Origin of the sequence: Pseudoalteromonas sp. NCCP-2140 (assembly GCF_023708065.1) — a bacterium.
Lineage (GTDB): Bacteria > Pseudomonadota > Gammaproteobacteria > Enterobacterales > Alteromonadaceae > Pseudoalteromonas.
This window is the reverse complement of record NZ_BRCZ01000001.1, coordinates 228,268-246,533: the sequence shown is the minus strand read 5'-3', so window position 1 is coordinate 246,533 and position 18,266 is coordinate 228,268. Positions and strand designations below refer to the sequence as shown.

The window sequence follows — 18,266 nt, the reverse complement described above, 5'->3', positions numbered from 1 at the left end:
ATGCGCGGCTATTTAAGAAACGATGGCTCAAAAGGCATTCGAAATACCCTAGTTGTGGTTTACTTGGTTGAGTGTGCGCACCATGTTGCACGTTCTATCGTTAATAAGATGGATCACCCTGATGTGCAACTAATCGGTTTTCCGGGCTGCTATCCAAACAACTATGCGCTTGCAATGATGAAAAGCATTTGCACTCACCCTAATGTGGGCGGTGTTTTATTAGTGTCACTAGGCTGCGAAGGTTTTAACCGTGAGTATTTGAGCGATGCTATTACTGAGTCTGGTCGTCCAGTAAATACCCTAGTGATCCAACAAAATGGCGGCACAAAAAACACTATTGCCAAAGGCATTATGCAAAGCCAAATCATGCTTGAGCAGCTTGCTCAATGCCCAATTGAGTACATGCATCTCGATGAGCTTGTCATTGGCACTATTTGTGGTGGCTCTGATGGCACCAGTGGAATTAGCGCAAACCCGGCAGTTGGTAAATGTTTTGACCGATTAATTAGCGCGGATGCTACCTGCATTTTTGAAGAAACCGGTGAACTTGTCGGTTGTGAGCAAATCATGGCTCATCGAGCCGAAAGCCCAGAACTCGCCAAGCAACTTATTAATTGTGTTGTCAAAGCAGAAAATTACTACACCAAAATGGGCTATGGCAGTTTTGCCCCAGGCAATGCTGAAGGCGGATTAACAACCCAAGAAGAAAAATCAATGGGCGCCTATGCCAAGTCTGGCGCATCGCAAATAAACGGCATTATCAAACCAGGAGAAAAGCCAAATAAAAAAGGTCTTTTCTTAATGGATGTGGTGCCCGATGGCGAACCTATGTTTGGTTTTCCAAATATTTCAGACAACCAAGAAATTGTCGAAATGATAGCCTCAGGAGCTCATATCACCTTATTTACCACAGGCCGCGGGTCTGTTGTTGGTTCTGCCATTTCACCGGTTATTAAAATCTGCGCTAACCCAGAAACCTATGCAAATCTCAGTGATGATATGGATATAAATGCCGGCGCTGTTATTGAAGGCAGTAAAACAGTAAAGCAAGTGGGAGATGAAATTTTTGAGTTGATTGTCCGAGTCGGCAATGGTGAACAAACCAAATCTGAGCAAATGGGACATCAAGAGTTTTTATTAACCTATAAAACCTTCGACAGCATTGGGCCTGCGTGCTTGAAATAAAACTGAGGAATTCATCATGAGCAATTACTTTAACCACCTTTACCCAGACGTTGCCGACCTTAAGAAAAAAGCCAAGAAACGTATTCCTCGCTTTGCCTTCGATTACCTTGAAGGCGGTTGTATGCAAGAGCATGGTGTAAAGCGAAATAGAGATGACATCAATAGTGTGCAATTACGCAGTGAACTATTAAAGCCATTTGCAGGTAGCAGTCAAACTGTCGAATTATTTGGCCATACATACGCTGCCCCATTTGGTATTGCGCCTGTTGGTTTACAAGGCTTAATGTGGCCAAAAGCCCCTGAGATTCTTGCTAAAGCCGCCGCTGAAAAAAACATTCCTTATGTGTTAAGCACGGTTTCATCATCTAGCCTAGAACGAATCGCAGAAGTATCAGAAGGCCATGCGTGGTTTCAGCTTTATAACCCGACCGATGAAAAGATTAGGCTCGATTTACTCAATCGCATCAAAGCAGCTCATTACCCTGTGCTAGTTGTCACCGTTGATGTGCCTACCTTTGGCTACAGGCCACGAGATATTCGAAATGGCCTTGCTATGCCACCGAAGATGACACTGTCTAATATTTTGCAGATGCTAGCAAGACCCCGTTGGCTTTATAAAACAGCGCTTGCTGGTAAACCAGAAATGGAAACGCTCAAGCCTTATATGCCAAAAAATATGCCTACCGATGAACTCGCAGCCTTTATGAATAAAACCGTCATGGGCCGCGTTGATCTGGAAGGTTTAAAACCGATTCGCGATTTATGGCAAGGGCCTTTGATCATTAAAGGGTTGATTAATGAGTCTGATGTACAAGCGGCCATTGCGCTCGGCGCAGATGGGGTTGTTATGTCAAATCATGGCGCGCGTCAGCTAGATGCCGGTGAATCTCCCGTCAAACCACTGCAAACAGTCGCTGCCAAGTATTCAAACGACATCAAAATTTTTATGGATAGTGGGCTTCGTAGCGGAACAAATATTGTGAGTGCACTTGCAAGCGGCGCTGACTTTACATTTTTAGGCAGGCCCTTTGTGTATGGCGTGGGTGCCCTTGGCGATAGAGGCGGCATTCACACCATCAATGCCTTGATGATGCAAATTACTCAGATCATGAATCAGCTAGGCTGTGCCACTGTATCTGAACTACCCGATTTTTTGGTGAAGTAAGGAAACCTTAAGAGGTATGTTATGAAAAACACATTTAAAACGCGTCCGCTTGGAAAAACCGGCATTGAGGTTTCAACCCTCGGTTTTGGCGCGGCCTCTATGGGTAACCTATATCAAGCAGTGAGCGATGAAGAAGCTAAAAATACCTTAACTGCAGCAATTGAAGTAGGCATTTCATTATTCGATACCGCCCCTCGCTATGGTGCTGGGTTAAGTGAACGTCGTGTTGGTGATGCCCTGCGCGGTCTTGGTAAAAAAGAGTATATTCTATCAACCAAGGTTGGCAGATTGATCAAACCTGATCCCCATGCTGATGTAACGCAGCTGCGTCATGGCTTTGCCACGCCAATGCCTTTTGATGCCCAATATGACTACAGCTACGATGGCATTATGCGCTCTTTTGAAGATAGCCAACAACGTTTAGGTTTAGCTGAAATTGATATTTTACTCGTACATGATTTAGGCGTTGATACACACGCCGAGCGAGATGCCTTTTATTTTATGCAATTTGAGCAAGGCGGCTACCGCGCGTTAGAAGAGCTCAAAGCAAGTGGGCAAATTAAAGCTATCGGTTTAGGGGTTAACGAAGTTGAAATATGCCAACGTGCAATGGCAATGGGACAGTTCGATTGCTTTTTATTAGCTGGTCGTTATTCACTATTAGAGCAGCAACCTCTCGATGATTTTTTACCTGCATGTATAGAGCATGGTGCGTCTATTATCTTAGGTGGGCCCTATAACTCGGGAATATTAGCAACGGGCGTTCGTCATTTTCAAAACCCATACTACAACTATCAACCAGCGCCACAAGAAATCATCGACAAAGTCGCCAAAATTGAAGCTGTTTGTGTTGATCATAATGTCACATTAGCAGCTGCAGCTTTACAGTTTCCACTCGCGCATCCCGCCGTTGCCTCGGTTATACCTGGGCTTGGTAACGAAAAACGGGTGCACAAAACCGTCGAATTATTTAATCAGGTGATCCCGAACCAGTTTTGGCAAGATTTAAAAACAGCGGGTCTCATTGCACAGCATGCACCGACGCCAGAAAGCGGAGACGCATCATGAACACAATCAGCACACTCAACCCGATTAAGAAAATAGATAGCCATCAACATTTTTGGCAATTGAGCCGTGGCGACTATCGCTGGTTAAGTGAAGATTTAACTGTGCTTTATCAAGATTATTTACCAGAAAGACTCACTACGACCCTTGCTATTAATGACATTGCTAACACTATTGTGGTGCAAGCGGCCGACTCACATGATGAAACGCGTTTTTTACTGAAACTTGCTAAGTCCTACAGTTTTATTGCAGGTGTTGTTGGTTGGGTCGACTTTACCGATGCCAACGTCCTTAAACAGTTAACCTTATTTGCAGCAGATCCTTACTTCAAAGGTGTACGTCCTATGCTGCAAGATATTGAACAAATTGATTGGATCTTAAACCCAGAATTTACGCCAATTTTCCAATTTTTAGCGGCGCATAAGCTCTGTTTTGATGCCCTAGTGCATGAGTGTCACTTACCGCACGTACTCACTATTGCTAAGCAGCATCCTCATCTAAACATCGTTATTAATCATCTGGCTAAACCGGATTTAACAAAGCCAAAATCTGAACATTGGGAAGACATGCTCTATCAACTTGCATGCTTAAAAAATGTCTCGATTAAGTTTTCCGGGCTTATGTCACAAGCACAGGCTGATTGTGTCGATATCGATACATATCGCCCCTACTTCGAACTCATTTATCAGTTATTTGGTGCCAACCGAATTTTATGGGGCAGCGACTGGCCAGTGGTTAACATGAATGGCTGTTATACCGACTGGCATTACATCAGCGATGTGCTGATAAGTGTTCTACCAGTCTCTGAGCAGCGAAAGATTTGGTCCGATAATGCCAAGAGACTTTACCAATTATTTTAATTTCCCCAGTTAAGGACTTTTTATGAGCCAGCAAAACACAAAAAAAATAGCCCTAGTAACCGGTGGTGGAAGTGGCATCGGGCGCAGCATCTGTTTGCGTTTGGCAAAACGTGACATTCATATCATGGTGGTTGATTTAAACCTTGACGCTGCAAACTTAGTGAAAGATGAAATTCTTCGCGACAGTGGCAGTGCCGATGCGTACGCCGTCGATGTTGCAAACCATCAACAAGTTCACGAGTTATTTAATACGATTACCAAGCACTACCCCATTGATATTTTGGTTAACAACGCCGGTATTGCCCATATCGGCAATATCGAAAACACCACAGAAGCTGATTTGGACAGACTCTATAACATTAATGTTAAGGGCGTTTATAACTGTATTCATGCAGCTATCGAGAGCATGAAATCTCGAAAAAGCGGCGTCATTATTAACCTTGCTTCGGTTGCATCTTCGGTCGGTATTGCTCACAGGTTTGCTTACTCAATGACGAAAGGCGCGGTACTAACCATGACCTATTCAGTTGCAAAAGACTATATAAATGATGGCATCCGCTGTAACTGTATTGCGCCAGGTCGAGTGCACACTCCATTTGTTGATAATTTTTTAGCTCAAAGTTACCCAGAAAATCAGGCTGAAATGTTTGAAAAGCTCTCTAAAAGTCAACCTATAGGCCGCATGGGTAAACCTGAAGAAATTGCCGGACTGGTCGATTACCTCTGCTCAGATGATGCAGCCTTTATTACCGGCAGTAATTTTCCCATTGATGGCGGTTTCGTCACCTTGAATAACTAATAGAAGTAAAGAGAATCATCATGAAACTACTAAGATACGGCCCTTTTGGCCAAGAAAAACCCGGCATTATTGACAGCGATGGCAAGCTACGTTGTTTAAGTAACGTGCTCAAAGACATCAATGGCCAAGCTTTATCACCAGTAACACTCAATTTTATTAGTCAAATTGACTTAAACACCTTGCCGCTTATTGAAGAGCCTGTGCGTATCGGTTCATGTATTGCTGATGTAGGTAAGTTTATTTGTATTGGCTTAAATTATGCTGATCACGCTGCAGAATCTGGCATGGCCATTCCCAATGAGCCTGAAGTATTTAGCAAGGCCACCAGCGCGATTAGCGGCCCTAACGATAATATAATCAAGCCTAAAAATAGCGAAAAGCTAGACTGGGAAGTTGAACTTGCCATTGTCATTGGTAAACACGCCTCCTATGTCGATGTAGAAAACGCATATGATTACATTGCTGGTTATTGTGTGTGTAACGATGTGTCTGAACGAAACTTCCAGCTAGAACGCGGTTCACAATGGGATAAAGGGAAAGGCTGTGACACATTTGGCCCACTTGGCCCATGGTTAGTCACCAAAGATGAAATTCCGGATCCACTTAATTTAGATATGTGGTTAAAGGTGAACGATACCCAATACCAAAACGGCAACACAAAAACTATGGTGTTTGATCCAGCGTTTATCGTCAGTTATCTCAGCCAATTTATGAGTCTGCAACCGGGTGATGTTATCTCTACCGGAACGCCACCGGGAGTAGGTTTAGGGCAAACACCACCGGTTTACTTAAAAGAAGGCGACACAGTTACCCTTGGCATTGAAGGCCTTGGCGTACAACAGCAAGTCGTCGTTGATTATAAAAAATTACACTAATTAATAAATCCCAAATTGCATTTGATCTAGACCCAAAATCCGATAGAGCAAAGCCTATCGGATTTTTATACCAACACTAATTGGCGAGTTTCAAACCAATAATGCCAAGAGCAATCAGCAGTAAGCTGGCAATTTTTAATAGGCTTACGCCTTCTGATAATAGCGTCATGCCAATAATTGCTGAGCCAATTACGCCGATACCTACCCAAACCGCATAAGCCAAACTAAGTGGTAATGATTTAAGCGCCACGCTTAAGCAATAGAAGCTCGCAGCCATGGTTAAGATTGTAAAGAATGAAATGAGTGGTTTAGTAAAACCGTTTGATTGTTTTAGGCCATAAGCCCAAGCGACTTCAAGTAAGCCAGCAGCAATAAGTAGGATCCAATTCATGGTCGACCTCTTTATGGGGTCGTCCCCGAATTTAATTTCAGCTTTAAGGTCGTCCTCAAAGCGGTGTAGTACATCACCACACCCGACGAAATCTAGCACGCCCAAGGTAGCAAGGCAACTATAGCCAAAAAAAAGCGAGCAACCTGCTCGCTTTTCTCTACTTGGTTTTGTTTATCGCCTTTTGACTCACATTTAGCGACCAATAATCAGTGCGCCACCTTGAGCTAATAAGTTTAAGGTTAACTTACCACTGTTACTTACTTTGACTTGCTTGGTTCCTGCACTGCCATTTTTGTTATCAAACAACAATGTGACTTTTTTGCCTGCTAACATAGGTAAATCAATATCTAATGTTTTGGCTTTATTTTCACCATTCACAGCTGCTACCCACCATGTTTGTTGATGACGCCTTGCGATCGTTACATCTTGACCTGGCTGACCTGCAATATAGCGTGTTTCATCCCATACCGTTGGCATCGCCTTTAAAGTATCAAGAACAAATTGAGGTTGCTCTTCAAGGTTATTTGGCGTCAGGCCAAAATGTTGCACTGGTGATTGATAAAGCACACCTGTTGCCAGTTCAAATGTATCTGTGGTTTTACGAATAGTGCCGACTGTTTGATCTTGAGATAAGCGTTTGTTTAAAAACACTGGGGCAAAGTCCATAGCGCCAATAGCATTACGAGTGAACGGTAAAATAGTCGCGTTATAGGCATGTAAATCTAACGAATTTTGATGAAAAACAAGGTTTTCCGATGCTAGAACCGCTTCAGATGTGACGAAGTTCGGATACATTCTTTCCCAACCACGCGGTATGGTGCTGCCATGAAAGGTGATCACTAAACCATACTGATTTGCATCAGTGAGAATATCTTCATAGAGTTTAATGGTTTCTTGTTTGTCACCACCAAAAAAGTCTACTTTCAGCCCTTTTACACCAATGCTTTGTAGCCACGCCATTTCATTTCGACGTGCTGGTGCACTGTTCATTCTATTTTGTGGGGTCTGTGGTGCATCATTCCACCAGCCATTTGAGTTGTACCACAAAATAACATCAACGCCCTTACCATTAGCGTACTTAACCAATTCAGCCATTCTCTCGCGGCCAATGTTTTTATCCCACCAATTGTCGATTAATACATATTCAAAATTTAATGATGCAGCTAAGTCAATAAATTTGATTTGGTCATCGTAGTTGATACTTGGGTCTTGCCAAACAATCCAGCTCCATGTTGAACGACCCATTTTATAATCTTGGCTTGCTTGATAAAGGGGTTTAACTAAATCAAACGCCACGGTTGATTCAACGATTGGTTTTAAACTTGCTCCTAACGTGATGGTGCGCCAAGGTGTGGTTGCAGGCATTGCCATAGCCGCATAAGTTGCACCAATGCCATTGTTCTCTCCAGCCTGAGGAAATGAAATACGATAAACACCGTCTTTCGTGCCTTCGCTTAATTTTGAGCCAACATAATGGCTATCAACACCGGTTTCTGAGATTAAAAGCCAACCTTTATCGCTATTTTTAAATAATGCAGGAAAGGTATAGCCCACGCCGTTCGCTGACGGTGTTCCAAGGGCTTCGTTAAAGGTGTAAGGCTCTTCGTAACTTGGTTTTGTTTGCATCCAGCCCGTTTCAGGTAAGGCTTGTGGGCTTATAAATGTAGTTGCAGAATCTGGTAAATTAAAAGCGCTGTATTCAGCTAACACCTTGATACGGGTGTCTGTTTCAGCACCCGATATCTGATAACGAAATGCAACATCGCTATCAGACACATTAAACTCGACGCCAAGCATTCTGCCGTCTTGGTTTTCAAATTGCGCTTTGAGTGAATTTGCTGTGTAGTTTACTTCACTTACCTTCGCATTATGCAGCTTATAGCTTTCATTGACTGAAGCGGTTGTATGGCTTTTATATTTTAGGCTTTGTGAAAAATCACCCAGGTTGGTATTTAAACCAAGCTGTGATTGCTGCAAAAACTCTTGGTTGCCATAATTTACGCTATAAACAAGCTGATTTTGTTGTTTTTCGAGTTTTACAGTTATTTGTCCATCTGGGCTTGTAACGCTAAGCGGTAATTGTGCGTGAGCAAGCATAGAGCTTGTGAGAAGTGATATATAGATACTTGGTTTTATCATTGTTGTTATCCTTAAACTGCAAAAGCATTAAGTGATATCATAATACAAATGTAAACTTTTTGTCACTCAAGCCTATTAAAATAAGCTGTGATCGAAAAATGTACTCCATCCGTTAGATATTGTTACAGTTACTAGGTTGTATATTTACGGCAAAAGGCTAAGCTTTAGATAAATAACAAAAACTTAAACAATTTATGAAACTACTAACCGTATTTTTTTTATTCGCCTCATATCAAGCTCTTGCGGGCCTTACGCCTGTTAGCTTTGAAAAAAATGGCGAAATCATCACTGAAGAAGCGGTGCGTTTCAACGGCGGATATGGTTATAACTTAGATGCCAAACATGTTTTAAAGCTCGTTACTTTAGATTGGCCTCCTTATATAGACGAAAACTTATGCAACAAAGGCTGGCTTTACCAATTTGCTGTAAGCTCCTTACTTGAAAAAGGCTATGGCGTGCACATTAGCTTTTATCCTTGGGCGCGTGCCGTAAGAGAAGCTGAATTAGGTCGCGCTGATATTCTCTTTCCTGAATATTTCATTGAAGATGATGTTATTTCAGATAACTTCCTTGATAAAACCCGCAACAATTTACTCGCTTTAAGCCATGCCATTCCAGGTGGGAATCTTTCTTTCGTGGCGTTAAAAGGAACTCAAATTCCATTTAATGGGGATTTAAACTCTGTAAAAGACTTGCCTATTGGTGTAGTTCGCTCATATAAAAACACCAAAGAACTCGATGCCATGATTGATAATAAAGAAATCGATACAATCGTCGCTAATAATGAGTACCAACTAATTCATCTCTTGCTTAGTAACCGAGTAAGCCTGATTGTGGCAGATCTTGAAGTGTTAAAAGCAAGCGTTTACAAGTCTGAATTATCAAATAGCGGCAAACGACAAATTTTAGAATCACTGGTCGCATTAGAGCCTAAGCTTGAATACAAACCGCTATATTTTTCTGTCAGCAAATCAACGCCGCACTGGCAAAAAGTTTTAGAAGACTTAAATGACGAAATAGAACTAATGCAACAAAGCGGCAAGTTTGACGAGTTTATCGAAGGTATGAAGCAACAATGCTACGGATTAGACAAAGCGGCGTAACCGCCGCTTTATTTTGATTATGTGTACTGCTACTCGGGCACTCGAACCCAGCCTTCCATTAATACACGTGCACTTCGGCTCATACTTGCTTTTGTGACTTGCCAATTACCATTAACAAATGTTGCAGCAGCGCCGACTTTTAAAGTGCCAGAAGGATGACCAAAGTTTACCTCTTGTCGCTCACCACCACCTGCAGCAAGGTTTACTAAAGTTCCAGGTATGGCAGCTGCAGTACCTATTGCTACCGCAGCCGTGCCCATCATAGCATGGTGCAATTTACCCATCGACATAGCACGTACCACTAAATCAATATCGGTTTCATTTACAACTTTACCGCTTGATGCGTGATAAGTTTTAGCTGGTGCAACCCAAGCTACTTTTGGCGTATGTTGACGTGCTTTTGCTTCATCAATATGAGAAATTAACCCCATTTTCAACGCTCCATAGGCGCGAATCGTTTCTAACTTTTCAAGTGCCGATGCATCACCGTTAATGGCTTCTTGTAGCTCTGTGCCATCGTAGCCAACTTCACTGGCGTTAATGAAAACTGTAGGAATACCCGCATTGATCATCGTTGCAGACAACATACCAATACCCGGCACCTCTAATTCATCGACTAAGTTACCTGTTGGAAATAAGGCCCCTTCGCCATCTGCAGGGTCCATAAATTCAAGTTTCACTTCAGCGGCTGGAAAGGTCACGCCATCAAGCTCAAAATCACCAGTTTCTTGCACTTCACCGTTAGTAATTGGCACGTGCACTATGATGGTTTTACTAATATTGACTTGCCATACTTTAACTTCAACAACGCCGTTCTCTGGAATTTTGCTGGCATCAACAAGACCGTTTGACACAGCAAAGGCCCCGACTGCTGAAGTTAAATTACCGCAGTTACCACTCCAATCAACAAACGCCTTATCGATAGCAACTTGACCAAACAGATAATCAACATCGTGATCAGCTTTAGCGCTTTTCGATAAAATCACCGTTTTACTGGTGCTTGAGGTTGCACCGCCCATACCATCAGTTTGTTTTTGGTAAGGATCGGGGCTGCCAATCACACGTAATAACAGGTTGTCGCGCGCCTCACCTGCCACTTGGGCTGGCTCAGGTAAGTCAGTTAAGTTAAAGAACACCCCTTTACTGGTGCCGCCACGCATATAGGTCGCTGGCACCTTAATTTGTGGTTTAAACGCCATCGCTTAGTGCTCCTCAGATTCTAAAAAATCTTGCGCGAAACGTTGCAGTACACCACCCGCTGAATAAATTGACACTTCTTCAGCGGTATCTAAACGGCACGTCATTGGTACTTCAACGATTTCACCATTGGCACGGGTAATCACTAGTGTCAATGTTGCGCCTGGTGTTGGCTCACCTTTGACACTGAAACTCTCACTACCATCAATACCTAGCGTAGTTCGCGTCGTGCCTGCTTTAAACTCAAGCGGTAATACGCCCATACCAATTAAGTTAGTGCGGTGAATACGCTCAAAGCCCTCGGCTGCAATGACTTGAACACCAGCTAGGCGAACACCTTTTGCAGCCCAGTCACGTGATGAACCTTGACCATAATCGGCACCTGCCACAATGATAAGCGGTTGTTTGCGCTCCATGTAGGTTTCGATAGCTTCCCACATACGCGTCACTTTGCCTTCTGGTTCAATGCGAGCATATGAACCTTGCTTCACTTCACCATTTTCTTTAACCATTTCATTCAATAACTTAGGGTTAGCGAATGTAGCACGCTGTGCTGTTAAATGGTCACCTCGGTGAGTAGCATACGAGTTAAAATCTTCTTCCGGCAGGCCCATTTTAGCGAGGTATTCACCAGCAGCACTTGACGCTAAAATCGCATTCGAAGGTGATAAGTGGTCAGTAGTGATGTTGTCGCCCAACACAGCTAGTGCACGCATATCACTCAGAGAGCGTTCACCCGCTAATGCGCCTTCCCAATAAGGAGGACGGCGAATATAAGTACTTTGTGGGCGCCATTGGTAAAGTGGATCGTTGTCTTCACCGTAATCTACACTTAAATCAAACATTGGCTCGTAAACCTTTTTAAATTGTTCAGGTTTAACACTTTGTTTGATCACCGCATCAATTTCTTCATCTGATGGCCATAAATCCATTAGGCGAATTTCGTTGCCTTGTTGATCATGCCCTAATACATCTTTTTCGATATCAAAACGAATAGTACCGGCAATTGCATAAGCAACAACCAGTGGCGGTGAAGCTAAGAATGCTTGTTTAGCATAAGGATGAATACGACCATCGAAGTTACGGTTACCCGACAGTACAGCGGTTGCGTATAGGTCACGGTCAATCACTTCTTGCTGAATTTTTGGATCAAGCGCACCACTCATGCCATTACAGGTTGTACACGCAAAGGCAACAATACCAAAGCCAAGTTGCTCAAGCTCAGGTAACAAATTAGCTTCTTCTAAATAAGACTTAACCGCTTTAGAACCCGGTGCCAGTGATGTTTTAACCCATGGCTTACGAGTTAAACCTTTAGCGTTAGCATTACGCGCAAGTAAACCTGCAGCAATAACGTTGCGTGGGTTACTGGTATTAGTACAACTTGTGATTGCTGCAATGATACAGGCGCCATCTGGCATTAAGCCTTCTTCATTCTCAACAACGCCAGTGATACCCGCTTTATCAAGATCGCTAGTTGCAACACGGCGATGTGGATTCGAAGGGCCCGCAATATTGCGACCAACTGATGATAGATCAAAGGTTAACACACGCTCGTATTCAGCCGTTTTAAGGCTATCACTCCAAAGGCCAGTCTCTTTTGCGTATGTTTCAACTAGTTTAACTTGCTCTTCTTCACGGCCAGTTAAACGTAGATAATCAAGTGTGTTGTCATCGATGTAGAACATCGCTGCTGTTGCGCCAAACTCTGGCGTCATATTAGAGATAGTTGCTCTATCGCCTAAGGTTAGTGCATCAGCACCTTCGCCATAAAATTCAAGGTAGGTCGACACAACTCTTTCATTACGTAAAAATTCGGTGATCGCTAATACAATGTCGGTTGCAGTAATACCCGGTTGTGGCTTGCCTTTTAGTTCAACACCCACAATGTCAGGTAAACGCATGTAAGATGCACGGCCAAGCATCACGCTTTCAGCTTCAAGACCACCTACACCGACTGCAATAACACCTAACGCATCGACCATAGGTGTGTGGCTATCTGTACCAACTAATGTATCTGGGAATGCCACGCCATCACGTTTTTGGATCACCGGTGACATTTTCTCTAAATTGATTTGATGCATAATGCCGTTACCTGGCGGGATAACATCAATATTTTTAAATGCTGTTTTTGTCCAATTGATAAAGTGGAAACGGTCATCGTTACGACGGTCTTCAATAGCACGGTTTTTTTCAAATGCGTCAGGTTCAAAACCTGCGTGTTCAACCGCTAATGAGTGGTCAACAATTAACTGTGTAGGTACCACAGGGTTTACTTTTGCAGGATCGCCGCCTTTTGCAGCAATAGCATCACGCAGACCTGCTAAATCAACTAACGCTGTTTGACCTAAGATATCGTGACAAACAACACGAGCAGGAAACCATGGAAAATCTAAATCACGCTTGCGGTCAATCAATTGCGACAATGCATCATTTAGCATTTCAGGATCACAGCGACGAACTAAGTTTTCGGCAAGTACTCGCGATGTGTAAGGAAGTGTGGCATAGCTGCCCGGTTTAATTGCATCAACAGCAGCGCGGGTATCAAAGTAATCGACTCCGGTGCCTGCTAATGGTTTTCTAAAATTTGTATTCATGATGATTCTACTTGTACTTGGTGACGGTGAACAAAGGTGGGCTGATTGTTTTTGTATTTATTTCGCCCCTTCATAAAGGGGCAGCTAAGCTACCCCTATCACTGATTTAATTACGATTAACGCTCAGAAATTGGCGAATAGCTGCGCGCTTCTGGGCCCGTATAATCTGCACTTGGGCGAATAATACGGTTGTTAGCACGTTGCTCTTTCACGTGTGCTGTCCAACCCGTAACACGGCTCATCACGAAAATTGGCGTGAATAACTTAGTTGGAATCCCCATGAAGTGATACGCAGATGCATGGAAGAAATCAGCATTACAGAATAATTTCTTTTCACGCCACATAACTTCTTCACAGCGAACAGACACAGGATAAAGAACATCGTCACCCACTTCTGCAGCCAGTTTTTCTGACCATTTTTTGATGATCACGTTACGTGGATCTGATTCGCGGTAGATAGCGTGACCAAAGCCCATGATCTTGTCTTTACGCTCAAGCATACCCATTAGTGCATCTTCAGCTTGATCTGGGCTTGTGAAGCCTTCAATCATATCCATAGCGGCTTCGTTCGCACCACCATGTAATGGGCCACGTAAACTACCAATAGCACCCGTTACACAAGAGTGAATATCAGACAATGTTGATGCACACACACGCGCAGTAAATGTTGATGCATTAAACTCATGCTCTGCATATAAAATTAAAGACACATTCATTACTTGCTCAAACAGTGCTGATGGTGCTTCGTCATGTAATAAACGTAAGAAGTGTGCACCTACCGAATCATCATCTGTTTCAGTTTCAATACGAACGCCGTCATGGCTAAAACGATACCAGTAACAAATAATGCTCGGGAATACGGCAACTAGGCGGTCAATCGCATCATTCGCTTGTGAGAAATCTTGCTCCATCTCTAAGTTACCTAGCATAGAACAACCAGTACGCATTACATCCATTGGGTGCGCATCTTTAGGAATGTTCTCAAGCACTGTTTTTAGTGCATCTGGTAAACCACGTAGTGATTTTAGCTTTGCTTTATATTCAGTCAGCTCAGACTCTGTTGGTAATTCACCGCGCGACAGTAAAAAAGACACTTCTTCAAACTGTGCTTTATCTGCTAATTCACTAATATCATAACCACAATAAGTTAAACCTGAACCTGATTTACCTACTGTACACAGTGCTGTTTCACCTGCTACTTGACCACGTAAACCTGCGCCGCCTAATGCTTTATCTACCATGAGTGTTCTCCTTATATGTTGTCGTTATGATTTTTTAGCTGAGAAAAGGTTATCGAGTGTGTTTTCATATGAGTGATAATCTAAAAACTCATATAATTCCGCACGTGTTTGCATATTGTCTACTTGGCTTTGTTGTGAGCCCTCGCTAAGAATAGACGAATACACATTAAGTGCTGCTTTGTTCATCGCTCTAAATGCACTGAGTGGATAAAGTACAATTTCAACACCCACTTCGCTCAATTGCTCTTTTGTATAAAGTGGCGTTTGACCAAATTCAGTGATATTTGCAAGAATCGGCACATTTAACGCTTTAGCAAACGCTTGGTAATCTGCTAGATCATGTACAGCTTCTGCAAAGATGGCGTCTGCGCCAGCTTCAACACACGCTGCTGCGCGGTCAATCGCTGCATTTAAGCCTTCTTTTTGGAATGCATCAGTACGCGCCATAATGTAAAAATCACTGTCTGTTTTAGCATCAACCGCAGCTTTAATACGGTCAACCATTTCATCTTTAGACACGATCTCTTTATTAGGACGGTGACCACAACGTTTTTGTGCTACTTGGTCTTCAATATGGAAGCCCGCTGCGCCTGCTTTGGTCATTTCTTTAACGGTACGAGCAATATTAAAAGCACCGCCCCAACCTGTGTCAGCATCAACAAGAAGCGGTAAGTCGGTAGCGCTGGTGATTCGACGAATATCTTCAAGTACGTTATCAAGGCTAGTCATACCTAAATCTGGCATGCCGTATGATGCGTTAGCAACACCCGCACCTGAGAGGTAAAGTGCTTGGTGACCGGTTTTCTCTGCCATCATTGCGCAGTACGCGTTGACGGTGCCAACCACTTGTAATGGCTTGTTGTTGGCGATTGCCTGTTTGAACTTTAATCCTGCTGACATTGGATAACTCCTATCTTTGAACGGTTTCAGCTCTTTGGCTGACTCTATTTTTTAAATCTAAATTGTGACTGTTTAACTACGGCGCTACTGATTTTTTGCTGCGAGTAAGTCAAACTTAGTCTGAATATTTGCCTGAGACGCACTAATATGGCGCTTCATAAGCATTTCGGCTAATTCACCGTCATGGTTTTCAATGGCATTAATAATAGCCAAGTGTTCATCAAACGCTTTTGATACACGTGGCCCAACCATCCCCATTTGTACACGGTACATACGAATTAACTGGTACAACTCATTACATAAAAGATGAATTAAGTGTGCGTTTTTCGACCCTTTAATAATGCGATAATGAAAATCAAGGTCGCCCGCTTCTTGGTAGTATGATTCACCTTCTTTTACACGCTGTGTTTGTAAGTGCTGATTCAATAACTGTTTTAAACCCTGCACTTCTTCAGGTTCCATGTTGTCGGCAGCTAACCGACAAGCCAGCCCTTCTAAGGCACTACGAACCTGATAGACTTCGATTAAACGCTCAGCTGTTAGTGCAACGACACGGCAACCGACATTTGCTTTACGCTCTACCAAATAACAGCTCTCTAAACGATTTAGCGCCTCACGTAAGGTGGCACGGCTTACACCATAACGTTTAGCAAGTTCTGGCTCAGAAATTTTGCTGCCCTGCTCAATGGTGCCTTGTACAATTTCACGACGCATGTCGACAAACACTTGGTCTGATGCAGTTGTTATCGTGATATCGTTGTAGTTATCGTTGGCTTTTTGCTCTGTCATAAATAGGTCTATCAAAGTACTAAATTAAGATTGTCGACAATTTGTGAGTTCACTATGCGCCCTATCATTGCATGTGTCAACCTTGAGATCGGAAAAACAGACTAAAAAACTAGCAAAATGTCGACATAAAATGATATTTATCAAAAATAATGGCTATAAAGAACATTTATATTAGTAATATGTCGACACTTCAATCTCGCTCTTAAAAAGCTAAAAATATCCCCCGATAGCGCTATAAATGGTATGATCCAGCTATTATTACGTGATGTGAGAGCCATTTAGTGGACGCTAATACATATATTCCTGACTCATTTATTGATGATGTAAAAAGCTACCTTCCTGAACATTTATTATTAGACGACTTTATTGCAGCCTGTCGCCGCCCATTGAGACGATCTGTTCGCGTAAATACTTTAAAAATGTCAGTCGCTGAATTTGAGCGTCAATGCGCCAAAAAAGGATGGGAATTAACAGCAATTCCATGGTGTGAAGAAGGATTCTGGCTAACACGCCCAAGCGACGAAGAAGCGGCCCTTGCAATCGGTAATACCGATTTACACTTAAGTGGTGCTATGTATGTGCAAGAAGCCAGCTCAATGTTACCGCCGGTAGCACTGAGAGCCGAAGTTCAGCAGAGCGATGCGGTACTTGATATGGCATCGGCACCAGGTTCAAAAACATCACAAATCGCCGCCATGATGGATAATAGTGGCGTGTTAGTGGCCAATGAGTTGTCATCGTCACGCTTAAAAGTATTGGCTGCAACCCTCAAACGTATGGGTGTGGGTAATTGTGCATTATCACATTTTGACGGTGTGATATTCGGGGATTACATGTATGAGTGCTTCGACAGCATTTTGCTAGATGCCCCGTGTTCAGGTGAAGGCACGGTTCGTAAAGATGCAGACGCCTTAAAAAATTGGTCAATCGAATCTAATATTGATATTGCTGCTGTGCAAAAAGCCCTTATCAAAAGTGCCTTTTATGCCTTAAAACCAGGCGGCACATTAGTCTATTCGACCTGTACTTTAACACCGCTTGAGAACCAACAAGTGTGTGAGTATCTATTAGCAGAGTTCCCTGATTGCATCGAAGTACAATCGCTCAATACTCTGTTTGATGGTGCAGACAAAGCGACAACCAGCGAAGGTTATTTGCATGTTTGGCCGCAAACTTACGACAGTGAAGGTTTCTTCATCGCTAAATTTAAGAAAGTAGCATCAAGCGCTAACCCAAATCAAAAAGTTAAAAAAGGCGCATTTCCGTTTGCTGAATTTGATAAAAAACAAAGCCAAGCGTTTATGCAAACAATTAAAAAACAGTTCGGTCTAAAATCACTTAAAGGCACGTTAATGCAGCGTGATAAAGAGCTCTGGTTGTTTCCTGATGGCTTTGATGAACTGCAAGATAAAATTAAATACTCACGTTTAGGTATTCAACTTGGTGTGATCCACAAAGGTGGTGTTCGCTTAACTCACGAGTTTGCCACTGTCTTTGGCCAATATTGCGATAAAAATACCTTTGAGATGTCTGCTTGCCAAGCAAACGATTACTTTAACGGTAAAGATATTAGGCTCGAAAAACCAACGCAAGATAATGGTGAAGTAGTTTTAATGTTATGTGGTTGTCCGGTAGGACTTGGTAAGTGGCAAAAGAATAAAATTAAGAACTCATTACCGCGTGATTTGGTCCAAAATGCCCAGTTGATAACTTGGGTATAAGTTGCGCATAAAGACTGTATAAATAAGGCGCTAATTTAGGTAAAAAGCTGTAACAGACTGATTTTAAAATAGTATAAAATTTGTACATTTACCGTGCAATTTCCTGCTGATTAACTACACTTAAAAGTACTTTCTACTTCTCCCTACTGAATTTAGAAGGTGTTTTTTTATAGTTAGCGCAGGCTCACACGAGCCACCCCCTAAGCCCAGAACAATGCGGATTCGTTCTGGGCGTTTTT

Annotated in this window: 15 protein-coding genes; 8 read left to right on the top strand and 7 right to left on the bottom strand. The window is 42.7% G+C overall.

The features are described 5' to 3' along the window. The 6 genes from NFU46_RS01210 to NFU46_RS01185 are packed head-to-tail and all read left to right on the top strand — an operon-like array spanning position 1 to position 5,949. Positions 1 to 1,185: a UxaA family hydrolase gene (locus tag NFU46_RS01210; RefSeq protein WP_251598923.1), complete on the top strand. Its 1,185-nt coding sequence runs from the start codon at positions 1 to 3 to the stop codon at positions 1,183 to 1,185. 16 nt (positions 1,186 to 1,201) lie between these two features. Continuing rightward, positions 1,202 to 2,350 (top strand): alpha-hydroxy acid oxidase, encoded by a 1,149-nt coding sequence (locus tag NFU46_RS01205; protein WP_251598920.1) that lies wholly within the window; start codon positions 1,202 to 1,204, stop codon positions 2,348 to 2,350. A 21-nt stretch (positions 2,351 to 2,371) separates the two neighbouring features. Further along, positions 2,372 to 3,418 carry an aldo/keto reductase gene (locus NFU46_RS01200; RefSeq protein WP_251598917.1) on the top strand — a complete coding sequence of 349 codons (1,047 nt, stop codon included), beginning with the start codon at positions 2,372 to 2,374 and terminating at the stop codon, positions 3,416 to 3,418. After that, positions 3,415 to 4,275: an amidohydrolase gene (locus tag NFU46_RS01195; protein WP_251598913.1), complete on the top strand. Its 861-nt coding sequence runs from the start codon at positions 3,415 to 3,417 to the stop codon at positions 4,273 to 4,275. Before NFU46_RS01200 ends, NFU46_RS01195 begins: the two co-directional genes overlap by 4 nt. 22 nt (positions 4,276 to 4,297) lie before the next feature. Then, positions 4,298 to 5,074, top strand: coding sequence for an SDR family NAD(P)-dependent oxidoreductase (locus NFU46_RS01190; protein WP_251598911.1), 777 nt, complete (start codon positions 4,298 to 4,300; stop codon positions 5,072 to 5,074). Positions 5,075 to 5,094: 20 nt separating this feature from the next. Beyond that, on the top strand, positions 5,095 to 5,949 hold the full coding sequence (locus tag NFU46_RS01185; RefSeq protein WP_251598909.1) for a fumarylacetoacetate hydrolase family protein: 855 nt from the start codon (positions 5,095 to 5,097) through the stop codon (positions 5,947 to 5,949). Positions 5,950 to 6,025: 76 nt separating this feature from the next. On the opposite strand, the gene NFU46_RS01180 is transcribed toward NFU46_RS01185, so the two are convergent. Together NFU46_RS01180 and NFU46_RS01175 are read right to left on the bottom strand one after the other, a co-directional pair. Beyond that, a complete protein-coding gene (locus NFU46_RS01180) occupies positions 6,026 to 6,340 on the bottom strand; it encodes a multidrug efflux SMR transporter (protein WP_062565271.1) in 315 nt (104 codons plus the stop codon). 192 nt (positions 6,341 to 6,532) lie between these two features. Beyond that, positions 6,533 to 8,479 carry a glycoside hydrolase family 97 protein gene (locus NFU46_RS01175; protein ID WP_251598907.1) on the bottom strand — a complete coding sequence of 649 codons (1,947 nt, stop codon included), beginning with the start codon at positions 8,477 to 8,479 and terminating at the stop codon, positions 6,533 to 6,535. Positions 8,480 to 8,673: 194 nt separating this feature from the next. Here NFU46_RS01175 and NFU46_RS01170 point away from each other — a divergent pair, with 194 nt between their 5' ends. Then, positions 8,674 to 9,582, top strand: a complete 909-nt coding sequence (locus tag NFU46_RS01170) for an ABC transporter substrate-binding protein (RefSeq protein WP_175081853.1) — start codon at positions 8,674 to 8,676, stop codon at positions 9,580 to 9,582. A 29-nt stretch (positions 9,583 to 9,611) separates the two neighbouring features. Here the strand turns inward: NFU46_RS01170 and prpF are convergent, their stop codons facing one another. The 5 genes from prpF to NFU46_RS01145 form a co-directional block, all read right to left on the bottom strand. Then, entirely contained in the window at positions 9,612 to 10,781 is a 1,170-nt protein-coding gene (gene prpF / locus NFU46_RS01165) for a 2-methylaconitate cis-trans isomerase PrpF (RefSeq protein WP_251598905.1), read from the bottom strand. A gap of 3 nt (positions 10,782 to 10,784) precedes the next feature. Beyond that, on the bottom strand, positions 10,785 to 13,376 hold the full coding sequence (gene acnD / locus NFU46_RS01160; protein ID WP_062565268.1) for a Fe/S-dependent 2-methylisocitrate dehydratase AcnD: 2,592 nt from the start codon (positions 13,374 to 13,376) through the stop codon (positions 10,785 to 10,787). A 116-nt stretch (positions 13,377 to 13,492) separates the two neighbouring features. Beyond that, complete coding sequence (gene prpC, locus NFU46_RS01155; protein ID WP_251598903.1) at positions 13,493 to 14,617, bottom strand: 2-methylcitrate synthase; 1,125 nt, start codon at positions 14,615 to 14,617, stop codon at positions 13,493 to 13,495. Positions 14,618 to 14,641: 24 nt separating this feature from the next. Further along, the gene (gene prpB / locus NFU46_RS01150) at positions 14,642 to 15,517 is read right to left on the bottom strand and encodes a methylisocitrate lyase (protein ID WP_054561375.1); all 876 of its coding nucleotides are present in this window, start codon (positions 15,515 to 15,517) and stop codon (positions 14,642 to 14,644) included. Positions 15,518 to 15,601: 84 nt separating this feature from the next. Next, positions 15,602 to 16,306, bottom strand: coding sequence for a GntR family transcriptional regulator (locus tag NFU46_RS01145; RefSeq protein ID WP_054554723.1), 705 nt, complete (start codon positions 16,304 to 16,306; stop codon positions 15,602 to 15,604). Between the two features lie 281 nt (positions 16,307 to 16,587). On the opposite strand from NFU46_RS01145, the gene rsmF reads away from it, so the two are divergent. Further along, positions 16,588 to 18,027 (top strand): 16S rRNA (cytosine(1407)-C(5))-methyltransferase RsmF, encoded by a 1,440-nt coding sequence (gene rsmF / locus NFU46_RS01140; protein WP_251598900.1) that lies wholly within the window; start codon positions 16,588 to 16,590, stop codon positions 18,025 to 18,027. Positions 18,028 to 18,266: the final 239 nt, after the last annotated feature.